The 12,088-nt window shown below is 72.6% G+C and carries 8 protein-coding genes and 1 tRNA gene; 6 read left to right on the top strand and 3 right to left on the bottom strand.

Annotation, left to right across the window (positions count from 1 at the left end; translation table 11 throughout):
- Nucleotides 1-37: 37 nt before the first annotated feature.
- Together ACGFYQ_RS32415 and ACGFYQ_RS32410 are read right to left on the bottom strand one after the other, a co-directional pair.
- Entirely contained in the window at nt 38-1,147 is a 1,110-nt protein-coding gene (locus ACGFYQ_RS32415) for a serine hydrolase domain-containing protein (protein ID WP_393749864.1), read from the bottom strand.
- Between the two features lie 223 nt (nt 1,148-1,370).
- Complete coding sequence (locus ACGFYQ_RS32410) at nt 1,371-2,267, bottom strand: alpha/beta hydrolase (RefSeq protein WP_393749753.1); 897 nt, start codon at nt 2,265-2,267, stop codon at nt 1,371-1,373.
- Between the two features lie 107 nt (nt 2,268-2,374).
- Here ACGFYQ_RS32410 and ACGFYQ_RS32405 point away from each other — a divergent pair, with 107 nt between their 5' ends.
- The 3 genes from ACGFYQ_RS32405 (at nt 2,375) to ACGFYQ_RS32395 (ending at nt 6,361) form a co-directional block, all read left to right on the top strand.
- Complete coding sequence (locus tag ACGFYQ_RS32405; RefSeq protein ID WP_393749752.1) at nt 2,375-3,409, top strand: helix-turn-helix domain-containing protein; 1,035 nt, start codon at nt 2,375-2,377, stop codon at nt 3,407-3,409.
- Between the two features lie 247 nt (nt 3,410-3,656).
- Nucleotides 3,657-5,783 carry a PIG-L family deacetylase gene (locus tag ACGFYQ_RS32400; protein WP_393749751.1) on the top strand — a complete coding sequence of 709 codons (2,127 nt, stop codon included), beginning with the start codon at nt 3,657-3,659 and terminating at the stop codon, nt 5,781-5,783.
- Between the two features lie 143 nt (nt 5,784-5,926).
- Entirely contained in the window at nt 5,927-6,361 is a 435-nt protein-coding gene (locus tag ACGFYQ_RS32395) for a hypothetical protein (protein WP_393749750.1), read from the top strand.
- Nucleotides 6,362-6,389: 28 nt separating this feature from the next.
- Here the strand turns inward: ACGFYQ_RS32395 and ACGFYQ_RS32390 are convergent, their stop codons facing one another.
- A complete protein-coding gene (locus ACGFYQ_RS32390) occupies nt 6,390-7,868 on the bottom strand; it encodes a hypothetical protein (RefSeq protein ID WP_393749749.1) in 1,479 nt (492 codons plus the stop codon).
- A 448-nt stretch (nt 7,869-8,316) separates the two neighbouring features.
- On the opposite strand from ACGFYQ_RS32390, the gene ACGFYQ_RS32385 reads away from it, so the two are divergent.
- The 3 genes from ACGFYQ_RS32385 (at nt 8,317) to ACGFYQ_RS32375 (ending at nt 11,529) form a co-directional block, all read left to right on the top strand.
- Nucleotides 8,317-9,858: a hypothetical protein gene (locus ACGFYQ_RS32385; protein WP_393749748.1), complete on the top strand. Its 1,542-nt coding sequence runs from the start codon at nt 8,317-8,319 to the stop codon at nt 9,856-9,858.
- A gap of 736 nt (nt 9,859-10,594) precedes the next feature.
- Nucleotides 10,595-11,077, top strand: coding sequence for a hypothetical protein (locus ACGFYQ_RS32380; RefSeq protein ID WP_393749863.1), 483 nt, complete (start codon nt 10,595-10,597; stop codon nt 11,075-11,077).
- Nucleotides 11,078-11,454: 377 nt separating this feature from the next.
- Nucleotides 11,455-11,529 (top strand) — tRNA-Trp (locus ACGFYQ_RS32375).
- Nucleotides 11,530-12,088: the final 559 nt, after the last annotated feature.

The following is a 12,088-nucleotide window of genomic DNA, read 5'->3' as shown; positions in this document are numbered from 1 at the left end:
GGCGCAGGGCGCTGCGACCGACCGACTTCGCGGACCCCTAGGGGACGAACGCCGGGGCCTGCGAGGGATGTTCGGCCTGGGCGTTTCCGTTGCCGCACATCGCCTGCCGGTGCAGCGTCGACAGCGCGTCGTCGATGGCGTGGTGCTGCGGCTTCCCCGAGGAGTCCGGCTTGTTCCACCTCTGGAGGTTGACCGCGACGGACATCTGGCGCTTGCCGTCCGCCCGGGTCAGGGAGATCGTTCCGGCCCCCCAGACCGTGCCGTCGTGACCCCAGAAGGTGCCGCAACCGATGTCGACCTTGTGCAGACCGAGGCCGTACTGGATCGTCGATCCGTCCAGGGCGATGACGGGGATCGTGCGCTGCATCTGCTCCAGCGACGACCGGTTGACGATCTTGCCGTCGAGCAGCTTGGCGTAGAAACGGTTGAGATCGTCCATGGTCGACACCAGGGCGGCCCCCGTCCCCGTCCAGGACATGTTGTAGACGCTGTAGTCGCGCGGCGGGTCGATCAGGCCCCACAGGGCCTCGTACATCCGCGAGTGCGGTCCCTCGATACGCGGCCCGGTCGGAAACCCGGTGTGCCGGAGCCCGGCACGCTCGATGACGTTCCGGGTGATGTACTCCTCGGCCGGGGTACCGGTCACCTGCTCCAGGAGCTGGCCGAGGAGCAGGTAGTTGGTGTTGGAGTACACCCCTGTGGGGCCTCCGGGCTCCCCCGTGGGAGGCGCGCCCAGTCCCAACTCGATCAGCTCGGCCGGGCGGAACTGCCTGAACCGGTTGTCGTCCAGGCTCTCGGGCGAGGGCGTCTGGAGGGACGGGAACGCATAGGGGATGTAATCGGGGATGCCGCTGGTGTTGTTGAGCAGCATCCGAACGGTGATCTTCCGGCCGCGCTCTCCCGGCACCAGCCGCGGCAGATAGCCGCCGATCGGCGCGTCGAGCTGGATCCGGCCCTGCTCCACCTGCTGCATGACCGCGGCGGCGGTGAAGGTCTTGGTGATGCTGCCGACGCGCTGGCGCATATCGGGAGTGACGGGACGGCCGGTCCTGACATCGGCGACGCCGGAAGCGCCGCGCCACGTCCGGCCGGCATCGCGCACTTCGGCGTACACCCCCGGTACTCCCGCACGGTGGACACCGTCCATGGCGGACTTCAGCTCCGCGGGATCCAAGCCGTTCGACGGGCTGGTGCTGCCGGCCGGCACGTCCCTCGTTGCGTCGGGTGCGGCAGCTGCCGTCACCGTGCCCGCGCAGACACTCAGCGCGGCCACGCTTGCGCATAACATCAGTCGGATCTTCAAGACATCCGTCCTTTCATGATCGATGAGCGCGACGGGGACTCTCCCCGTGCTCGTGGACATCCACGGGTCACGCGGCCAGAGCGCGGCGCAGAGCGGCGCCGAGTTCGAGGTTCTGCCGCTGCGAGACCGCGGCGGACAGGATCGCCTGCGATCCGTGGAAGGTGCCGGGCCACTGGTGGAGCTCGACCGACACGCCCGCCTGCATCAGGCGCAGCGCGTACGCGATGCCCTCGTCGCGGTTCGGACAGAACTCCGCGGTGGCGATGTAGGCCGGCGGCAGGCCGGACAGATCGGCGGCCCGCGCGGGGGCGGCGTACGGCGTGGCGGGCCGGCCGCCCAGGTAGTGCCGCCACGCCGCGGCGAGCTTGTCGCGGTCGAACCAGGGCGTGTCGGTGAAGTTCCGCGCCGACCACGTCTCCTGCCGGTCGTCCAGTCCCGGCTGGTTGAGCAGTTGGAAGCGGATCGCCGGTCCCCGCTCGTCCCGCGCCCGCAAGGCCACCGCGGCCGCGATGTTCGCGCCGGCGCTGTGGCCTCCGACCGCGATCCGCGCCGGGTCGACGCCGAGTTCGGCCGCGTGCCCGGCCGTCCAGGCCAGTACGGCGTAGCCGTCGTCCAGGGCGGCCGGGAACGGGTGCTCGGGCGCCAGGCGGTAGCCCACCGAGATCACCACCGCCCCGGAGAGGTCCGCGATCCGGGCGGCCCACGGATGCTCGGTGTCCAGGTCGCCGAAGACTCCGCCGCCGCCGTGCAGCCAGACGACGGCGCCCTGTGCCTGGTGCGGGCGGTAGACCCGGACCGCCACGTCCGGATCGGCGGACACCGTGCGGTCCTCGACCTCCATGGCCGAGGTGTCCGGCGCCGGCGCCGCAGCGGCACGCTCGGCGAAGTCCTTGCGCGTGGCGACCGGGTCGTTCATGTCCAATTGCGGAAGGAACGGGATGAATGCTTCGAGTTCGGGATCCATGACGACCATCCTCACGGTCGCCACCCGGGCGGTCATCCGCCATCCGTCGCGCATCCCGCCCCGAACGCGCGCCGACCGGCGCGCCCCTGTCCTTCTATCCTTCTGCCATGGAGGCACTGGCCGTACGGCTGTCGGGACTGGATCCGTACGTCGACGGCGCGATCCGCGTCATCGCGTTCTACGACACGCTGATGCGCCGACGGGTGGATCTCCCGGCGCTCGCCCGCGCTTCGGCGGGCCTGGCCGAGTGCGTGGCAGGGATTCGGCTCCACGGCACGGGGCGGGTGATCCGCGTCACGCCCGACGGCAGGCAAGCGTCCACCCCGCCGTCACCCGCGTCCACCACGGTGCCGATCACGCTCGACGAGGAAGAGATCGGCACGGTGTGGCTGGAACGCCCCGGTCCGCCGAACCCTCTCGACGAAGTGCTGCTCGACCGGCTCGCCATCGCCGCCGCGGCCGTCGCCGAGCGGTACGGCCCGGCCCGCACCACCATGGCCGACCCCGCCCTCGTCGAACTGGCGATCAGCGCCGACAACGACGAGGCGGCCAGGGCCCGGGCGCTACGGCTGCTGGGTTTCGCCCCCGACCTGCCGGTCCGCGTCGTCGCCGTACGGTCCCAGCTCCCGCTCGACCGGATCGGCGCCCTGGTGTGCCCGGCCGGCCCCGTGAAGGCGGCACCTCTCGCCGACGTGGGCGTGATCCTGGCCACAGCCGTCGACCCGGCCCGGTTCCCGGCGGGCGTACGCGCGGGCATAGGCGCCGCGGGAAACCCCGACCGCTCCTGGCGGCAGGCCCGCACCGCCCTCCGCTTCACCGGCCCGCGCGAACCCGTCGTCCGCTACGCCGACCTGGGCGCGCTGGCGCTCCTGGCCGAGATTCCTCAAGACGCCTCGCGCGACAACGCCGACGTGGCCGGGATCGCCCGCGTGGCCGACAGCCCGGAGGATCTGGAGACTCTGGACGCCTACTGCGTCACCGGCTCCCTGCGCCGCGCCGCCGACCTTCTCCACCTGCACCACAGCAGCGTCGCCCGCCGCATCGAACAGATCGGCAAGACCCTGGACATCGAACTCACCCAGCCCACCGGACTGATGCGGGCCGGGCTGGCCCTCGCCGCATGGCGGCTGCTCGACCACTGAGGAAGAGCCTCCTCGGCGATCATCCCTCCGCCCTGCCGTGAGCGCCGCTCAAGCGATGCCAAATAGGACAAGTCGTGCATATTACGCATTCAACTTGCTTCCTCTCATATGCCTCTTGATGGTGTGTCAGCCGCAAACGCGCGAGGCATAATCGGGCCCGGTCGTCTCCGGAAGTGGTGGAGCCATCGGGGCGCCGACTCACTCCTCGGCGGAATTCCGCACCGGACCGATCCTCAAGGCGTTGCAGATGTCCCTGGCCAGCCGCACCCGCCTCGCGGCCCTGCTCGCCGCGCTCACCGTCGGCGCCGCCGGGGTGACGACCTGGGCCTACGGATACGGGAACGCGCAGGAGACGGCGGCCCCCGAGGCGACCCTCCGCCCGAGTGTGACCGAAGGCACAGTCCTCCAGGTCGTCGCCCATCCCGACGACGACCTCTTCTTCATGAACCCCGACCTGAGCCGCTCCATATCGACGGGCGTCAAGGTCGCCACCGTCTACCTGACCTCCGGCGAGTCCGACGGCAGGAACGAGGCCCACAGCCCGCACCTGGAAGACCCCGCGCGCCCCGCCGACCACGCCGCCTACGCGGAGGCCCGGCAGAACGGCATACGCGCCGCCTACGCGCAGATGGCCACCGGTGACCGCACCAGCGCCTGGCAGCGCAAGTCCGTACCCACCGTCGGCGGGGGCAGCGCCGAGGTGGACGTCCTCGTCGCCAGGCCCGAGGTCAACCTCGTATGGATGCAGCTGCGTGAGGCCCGCAGCATCTCCGACGACAATCCGGACAGCCTCCGCGGCCTGTGGGACGGCAAGGTCCCCGCCCTGGGTGCCCAGCTGACCTCCGGGACGCCGGTCAAGCCCTGGTTCTCGTACACCAAGGAGCAGGCCGTGGAAGCCATCGCGGACGTCTTCGCGATGTACCGGCCGACCACGATACGGACGCAGGACCCGACGCCCGGCCGGTCGCAGGGCGGCGGCGCCTTCCACGACCACCAGGACCACATGTACGGCGCCCGCTTCGTGCAGGCCGCGGCCGAACGCTACGCGAAGTCCACGGACCGGCCGCACTTCTCGATCCAGAACTACGTGAGCTACCCCAACAGCTCCCTGCCTCCCACGCTCGACCCGCAGGCGGCCGAGGAGAAGCTCGGCTACCTCAAGACCTACGCCTGGACGGACCACCAGGACTGGTGCGGCAGCCCCGCCGGGTGCGGCGACCGCAAGACGGCGACCCGGCCCACCGGCGCCGGCTGGAACCAGACCATCCGCTACAGCCGGGGCGACGGCACGTCCTGGATGGCCGAGGGCGTCTCCGGCCGGCTGTGGGCCTTCGCCGTCCTGGACGGCCGGATGGCGTACTGGTCGCGCAGCGGCCCCAAGGCCCCCTGGCAGGGGCCCCTGTTCCTCCCCGGCGCCGGGATCGACGCGGGCGCGACGGCGGTCCGGCTCCCCGACGGCAGGATCGCGGTCTTCGGAACCCGCACCACGCTGGGCGCCACACCCCAGGCGTACGGGCGCGACCTCGTGTACGCCGTCCAGGCCGCGCCCGACGGCACCTTCGGCCCGTGGCAGTCGCTGGGCACCCCGGACACGGTCGACATATCCGGCACCTCGGCGATCAGCGCACCGTCCGTCGCCGTGGACCGTACGGGCCGGATGACGGTGTACGTACGCGATTCCCGGCGCACCCTGCGCGCCCGCGCACAGGCGACCCCGGACGGCGCCTTCGGCGCGTGGCAGGCCCTCGGCGGCACCGGTGTGCAGGGCGACCCGGTCACCGCGACCGACGGGGCGGGGCGGCGCCACGTGTACGCGGCCACGGCCCGGACCGTGCTGGCCTGGGTCCAGCCGACCCCGGACGCCCCGCTCAGCGGCCCCTTCCCGACCGGGCTCCCGGCGACCACCGGTCCGCTCTCGGCGAGCCCGCAGGGCGACGGCGTCCGCCTGTACTTCCGCCGCCCCGGCACGGGCACCGTCGGTACGAGCCTGGCCACCGCGGGCGGGCCCGCGCCGACGTTCTCCCCGGTCACCGAGGCTGGCGGCGAGGGCGGCTACGGCGCCGTCGGCGTCGCGGGCCACCTGCTCGCGGGCCGCGCGGGCACGGGCACGGTCGGCGTGTCGGGCCCGGACGACACGCCGTCCTGGTACGACTCCCAGATGCTCTACACGGGCGCACCGGCGGCCGTGGCCGAGCCGGACGGCACGGCCGTCGCCGCAGCCCTCGGCCTGGACGCCGGTCTGCACGTCACGACGGCTCCCCCGGCCGGATCCGAGCCGGCCGGCAGCCGCCCGCCCTCCTCCCCGTGGCACCGCGCGGTCCAGCCCCCGGAAGTCGCGCTGGCCGGTCGTGCGGGCTCCGGGTGGCAGCGCTGACCGGTGCGGGCGAGGATGGCGTGCGGACCACGTCGGGGCCCGGCCGAGGCCGGCTCCCGACCATCTGACCACCGGCGATCGGGGCTCTCATGACCCCTTGCTCCACCGCGCGCGGGCGCGCGATACCGGGAACGGTCCGCGCCGTGGCCTCCGTCGCCGTGCTGGTGGCCCTCGCCACGGGGTGCAGGAACGACGCCGCGCCGGCCTGGGGGTACCCGGAGCTCGGGGCGACCCTGGGATCGCTGTCCCGGGCCCTGGAAGAAGGCTGCGCCGGGTCGGCCCCCGCGAGCTGTGCCGACGGCCTCGACCGGCTCGACGCCCTGGCGGAGCGCGCCTTCGCCGAGGTGCTCGACCACCGGCTGCTCGACGACGCGTACGTCGAGGCCAGGAACGAGGTGGACCGGGCGAGGGAGCTCCGCCTCGCCGCCGCGGCACAGGCCCGGTCACGCCGTGATCCGCATGACCTCCTCCTCGGGCGGGCGGTGGCGGCCGAACGGCTCGCCTACCGGCACCTCCTGGCCGCGCTGGAAAGGGTCCGCACCGCTCCGCCGCCGGGTGACGGGACGGAGCCCGTCTGAGCCCCTGCCCCGACCCGCACCGCGAGCACTACGACCGCAGGGGCGGGGCGGGAAGCGGCGTGCCGTCGAGCGCCACGAGGGACAGGACGGCGATCGATCCCGTCCACGCGAGGGGAGCGACCGAGGCGGGCCTGCCCTCCTTGTCCACCTTCTCCGGCAGCTCGCCGAGCGCGTTCCTCTTGGAGAGGACCCAGTCCAGGACCTGCCCGGCCTTCGCCGGCTTCCCCGTAGCGGCCCATGCGAGCGCGAACAGAGCCGTACTGGGCGTCCAGGCGTTCCCGCCCCAGGGCGCAGTGGGGTCGTTTCCGGGGGTCAGCCCCCCATTGGGCAGGAGCAGCGCCCGGTACGTGGCGTCCAGCGCCCCGGGCAGGCCGGCGGGGGCCGCGTTGAAGGGGGGCGCCATGAACGCCACCGCGCTGTCGAGCCCGTGCCGTCCGTCGACGGTGCGCTGGTACCCCAGCGGAACGAACCGCGCGGAGATCCCGGAGGAGAGCCGCCGCGCGGCCCGGGCCCAGCGCGCCGCGTCGACCGGCCGGTTCGCCTCCCGGGCGAGGTCCGCGGAGGCGTTGAGCCCGGCGAGCAGCGGAGCGGCCGTACCGATGTTCGTGGTGGTCGTCATCAGCTCCCAGTAGTCGGGCGAGGCCGGGGGCAGCCCGTCCGCCCGCAGGGAGCCCGCCGCGTGGTCGGCCGCCTTGCGGATCATCGGGTAGAGGGAGATCAGCCGGGCCTGGCGGGTGGCCCGGGGGGCCGTCCGGTACCACTGCCAGGCGGCCCAGGGGACCCAGCCGTTGGCGTCGAGCTGCCACCGCCTGCCGTCGGGCGGCCCGGATCCGTCGAGCTTCGTCCGTGCCTCCCAGGTGCCGTCCGCGCGCTGGGTCGCGGCGCTGTAGCGCAGGATCCGGTAGGCCTCGGCCTCATGGCCGGTGTGCGCGAACGCGGCGGACGCGAAGCTGGAGTCGCGCGGCCAGGAGTACTTCCAGCCGGGACTCCACCCCGCCGCCATGGCGCCGTTCGGCCGGAGCAGGGCGCGCATGGTCAGGAGAGCCCGCTCGGCCGCCGCACGCTGCGCGGGCGACCTGCCCGGGACCCGACCGGAGGCCAGCCAGGCGCGGCTCCGCGCGACCTGCTGCCCCGCCTGAGGATGGTCGGGGGCGACCACGGCCGACCTCGTCCTGCCGGCGGGAAGGTACATCCACCGGCCGGACGCCAACCGCAGGACGTTGCTCCCCTCGACGTACCGCGCGCCCCTGGCGACGGACGGCGGAACGCCTTCGACCGCGGTCGTGTTGGACAGGAGGCCGACGGTGGGGGCGGCGAGCATCGACAGGGGCGCGTAACTGCGCTCGGCCAGACCACGGCTCTGGTGGCCCACGGGCCAGACGAAGAGCGCCGGCCGCGCCGCGCCGGTGGGCCGCCCGGCGGGCGGGCCCGCGGCACACACGGGCACGGCCACGCTCGCCAAGGCCGCTGTGACGACCGCCCAACGGCCGAGCCGGACACCGGGCATCGCCACTCCCTCCGCCGGACCCGCCTGCGCGCGGACCCGGATTCCCCATCCTGGAAGAGCCGTGCGGAGGCTGCCACGGAATGGCCGCCGCACGGGTGAGCGAGGGGTTCCGAGGGGCCTCGGGGCTCCGTACCCGTCCGGGTGAGCGAGGGGTTCCGAGAGGCCTCGCGGCTCCGTACCCATCCGGGTGAGCCAGGGGCCCGAGGAGCCTCGCGGCTCCGTACCCGTCCGGGTGAGCCAGGGGCCCGAGAGGCCTCGCGGCTCCGTACCCGTCCTGGTGAGCGAGGCGCCCGAGAGGCCTCGCGGCTCCGTACCCCTCCTGGCGCACCCGGGATGCCGGTGGCGGCGAACCGTGCACATCATGGGTGCTCGCGGGCCGTGCGGTCGCCGCGGTCGGCGGGCGCATCGGCCGCCTCTCCGGCAGGGCCCCGCTGCGAAGGGGTGGTGAATGAGCACTGCTGCGGTCGAGGGCGAGGACGTCCGGACCCCTTCCCCCGCGAGGGGCCGGGGAACCGGCCGCCGCCCCCTCCTGCGCAGGCTCCTCCCGGCGGCCGGGGCCACGCTCGTCGCGGCGGCCGGAGCCCTGATCGCCGTCGGATGCTTCCTCGGTCTCTACGTACGGCCCACGTCCGACGACTGGTGCGCCGCGTGGAAAGCCCGTGATCTGGGAGTCCTCGGCATCACGTCCGACTTCTACACGACCCAGAACGGCAGGATCGCCAACGCCTTCCTGAGCGGTGTCGTCTACGGCGACGGACTGGCCGGGACCAAGATCCTGCCGACGGTCATCGCAGTCTCCTTCACCGCCGGACTGGTCCTGCTGGGGCGTGAATTCATACGCTTCCTCGGCGGCAGACCCCGGGTGCTGGTCCTGACCGCCTGCGCCCTGGTCGTCCAGGCGCTGGTCTACTTCGCGGGCACCCGCAGCTATCAGGTACTGCTGTGGGCCCCTGCCACGATCTCCCACACCGTTCCGAGCGTCATCGGCCTGTGGGCGCTCCTGCTGGCCATCCGGACCGTCCGCCATCCCCGTGCCGCCGTCCGTGTGGCGGGCTTCGCCTCGGCGTTCCTCATCGGCTTCGCGCTCGGCACCCTCAGCGAGCCGTTCGCGCTCGTCAGCGGGCTGCTCGCCGCGGGGGTCGGGCTGCTCTGCCTGCCCCGCCTCGGTCTGGCGCGGGACTGGCATCCGTTCACCTGGTGCCTGCTCTGGTGCTCCGGCCTCGTCTGCGGTCTTGTCGTGCTCTACACCTCCCCGGGAGCCCGGTGGCGCCGGGCCCAGCAGCCGGACAAGGAGTCCGTGCTCTCCGCGGGCGAACTCAGCGGTGCGTTCGCGGACTGGCTTCGCATGTGGGACTCCGTCACCGGCCAGTGGGCCTACCTGGGTGCCGCCGCCGTCGGCGTCCTCCTGGGCCTGGCGAGCGGGCTCCGCGGGCCCGCGGAGCCCGGGAATCGGGAGCCGCGGCGGACCGTCCCGCGCAAGGTGCTGATCGCCGTGCTTCTGCTTCCGGTGCCCGTGGTGGTGCTGGGGTCGTTCGCGGTCGTGGTGGGCCTGCGCAGCGGCTACGGCCCGAGCGGGTGGACGTACGCCCGTGCCTGGACGAACTATCTCGTACCGATGGAACTGGCGCTCTGCGGCTACGGCGCGCTGCTGGGAGCGTGGGGCGGCCGGTGGCTCTCGGGCCGCCGCACCATCGACACGGTCCTCGTGACCGGCGCCGTCGCGGCGGGCTGCCTGGCGCTGGCCTCGGTGGCCGTGCTCGTCCCGAACGTCCGGCAGCTCACGACCACCACGGTCGCCCGTTCCGTGGCCTGGGACGCCCAGAACTCCCGCATCCGGACCGAGGCCGCACGGAGCGCCGCGGACGTGGGCTACCGGCCCCTGCACATCGGCAGTCTCGCCGAGCCCTTCTTCACGGGGAGCTACGAGCGGGACTGGGTCGCCGCCTGCGTGTCGAAGTGGTACGGCGTCGACCGGATCCACCGCCTCTGAACCGGAGCCCGTGTCCCACGACGACCTGGGCGCCGTCATGTGCGGCGCAGGACGGTTTCGGACCCTCGACTGTACTGGCCCCATCAGTGTGTTGGTCCGGTTGCGGTCGGACGAGGCGGATGCGCTGCTCGCCCCAGTCCATGTCGGCGATGTGCTCCCGGCGCCTCCGGCCTCGCAACCTCGTTGCCCGTACCGCACTGTCAGGACGCACGACGGTACCCGTGCGGACCCGTTCGGACGCGTGTCGGTTGCCCGGCGCACCTTCTGCCGGTGTCATGACAGGCGGGGCCTGTCAGCACGACGGGGCGCCGTCTCCCGCATACGGAAGGGGCCCGGCGATGCGCGGCACCGGCATGGCGACACCGCTGCGAGGCGCTGCGGCTGTGGCGGTTGGAGCCCTTCTGGCGCAGCTGTCGGCGGCCGGTGTGACATCGGCAGGCGGTCCGGGGCGGACGAGGCGGGCGGACGACGGCACCGTCCTCGCTCTGGCCGCCGCGACCGCCGGGGCCGTTCCCGGCCCGGCCCGGCTGGACCGAGGCTTGGGTGCCGGACGATGCTTCAGGCCAGCGATCGAGTGTCGCTCCTGTCCCGGGAGTCCAGGACGACCCAGCATTCCTGCCGGTCCTGCTCCTCCGGCTCGACCACGACATGAGCCCGGACGCCACGGTCCCGGCGCCGCGCCGATATCGGGGTGCGAGCTTGTCCGGGAGGGTGTCACAGTCCTGTCGTGACCTTGATGGACGTACTCGTCGACTTCTCCTGTACTGGCCGGATCGGGCCGCTGAACTGCGGAATGTCCCTGGTTGAGGCCGAAGACCTCCTCGGACCGGGCCGTCCGCACCCGGCCCACATCATGAAGGGGCCCGATATCGACGGCTACCCCTATTCCTGGGGCGGGCTGCAGCTGGTGATCACGCAACGGACTGTGAGCGGCATCCGGATCAACCTCCGGCCCGGTTCGACCGCCAGACTTCCGCCGCTCGTCCTGCCTGACTCCGAGTCATTCGAGGAAACCGTCCTCCGCGAGGAGCTGATCACTGCCCTTGACACCGCAGGCTGCCGGCATGCGGTCAACAGCATCCTCACCTTCGACGAGCAGTCGAGCATCCTGACCCGGCCCGCCGACGTCTGTGCGGTCTTCGGCTTGCCGGGACGGGACGACCACGTGCCGCACCGTGATCGGCATTACCTGGACGTGATGCACAAACACACGGCTTGACGTCCCCGGAGTGCGATCTTCGGCGCCCATGCGCGGATCGACGCCCACTCCACGCCGGCCGGCCGACGGGCTCTGGAACTCGCCGGCGTGGTCGGGCCGCGGACCTTCGACCACGCCTCCTCCGAGGCGGTCTGCGACTGCAAGGGCCGGCCACCGAAATGCTGCTGGAGGACGCCGCCTGCGAGCTCGTGGAGCGCGTCGCCCCACCCACCGCGACCGAGCCTGTGACACGCCGTCACGCGAACGGGGCGCGCGGCCCCGGATCCGCGTCGCGCAGCCAACGCCCCAGCCGATGAGGAGTCCCGGGCCGTTGCGGTCCCCCAGGACTCCAGCAGTTCCCGCCATCTGCGGGGCCGCATTACGATGCCCGGGCGGGCGGAGCCGTAGCGCAGAGGTCGACGCGCGCGGTCTCCAAAATCGCGAGGACGCCGGTTCAATTCCGGTCGGCTCCGTCCGCACCTCGCCGGCATCCCGTGACAGCGGGACCACCCGCCCTGATCCCAGGTCCAACAGGCCGCCTTGCTGACGTCCAAACCCCACCAGCACGCCGCCAGTTCACGCACGGGCCCACAGAGCCGCTGTCGACGTCACCCGCACACCAGAACGGAACTGCGCACCTGCGTGCGAAATGCGACCAGAAGCGCCTGTTACAGATCCCTGAACCCATTCGGCGCACACCACACAGGCTGGCGCGAATGACCGGGTTCCATGGCCGAAACCCGCATGCCCCGATACCGCACAGGCCGTCGCCGCCCCCCGCACCGACCGCCGTCAACGGGACATTGACATATGCCTCCTACAAGGGAGAGTTACGGACATGTCCATATTCGGCAACACGAGTCCTGAGTTGTGGCCTTTGGCGATGGATGGGGCCAGAGTGTGGCTTCCCGGCAGGACGCCGGGAACCGCACGGAGTCCGTCCGGCTCGCACGAAGCCGGACCGGGCTGACTTTTCGAAGGAGTCGTCTGCATGTCTGCTTCTCCCGCCACCCGCCGTCTTCTCGCCGCGGT

The sequence above is a fragment of the Streptomyces sp. NPDC048258 genome, from assembly GCF_043201995.1.
Lineage (GTDB): Bacteria > Actinomycetota > Actinomycetes > Streptomycetales > Streptomycetaceae > Streptomyces.
Note: the sequence above shows the minus strand (reverse complement) of the source record. Positions and strands in the feature narration are given on the sequence as shown.

Coding starts and splice junctions, on each gene's coding strand:
- ACGFYQ_RS32415 (WP_393749864.1), bottom strand. CDS start 1,147: ATGGACGGTGTCCACCGTGCGGGAGTACCGGGGGTGTACGCCGAAGTG.
- ACGFYQ_RS32410 (WP_393749753.1), bottom strand. CDS start 2,267: ATGGATCCCGAACTCGAAGCATTCATCCCGTTCCTTCCGCAATTGGAC.
- ACGFYQ_RS32405 (WP_393749752.1), top strand. CDS start 2,375: ATGGAGGCACTGGCCGTACGGCTGTCGGGACTGGATCCGTACGTCGAC.
- ACGFYQ_RS32400 (WP_393749751.1), top strand. CDS start 3,657: ATGTCCCTGGCCAGCCGCACCCGCCTCGCGGCCCTGCTCGCCGCGCTC.
- ACGFYQ_RS32390 (WP_393749749.1), bottom strand. CDS start 7,868: ATGCCCGGTGTCCGGCTCGGCCGTTGGGCGGTCGTCACAGCGGCCTTG.
- ACGFYQ_RS32385 (WP_393749748.1), top strand. CDS start 8,317: ATGAGCACTGCTGCGGTCGAGGGCGAGGACGTCCGGACCCCTTCCCCC.
- ACGFYQ_RS32380 (WP_393749863.1), top strand. CDS start 10,595: ATGGACGTACTCGTCGACTTCTCCTGTACTGGCCGGATCGGGCCGCTG.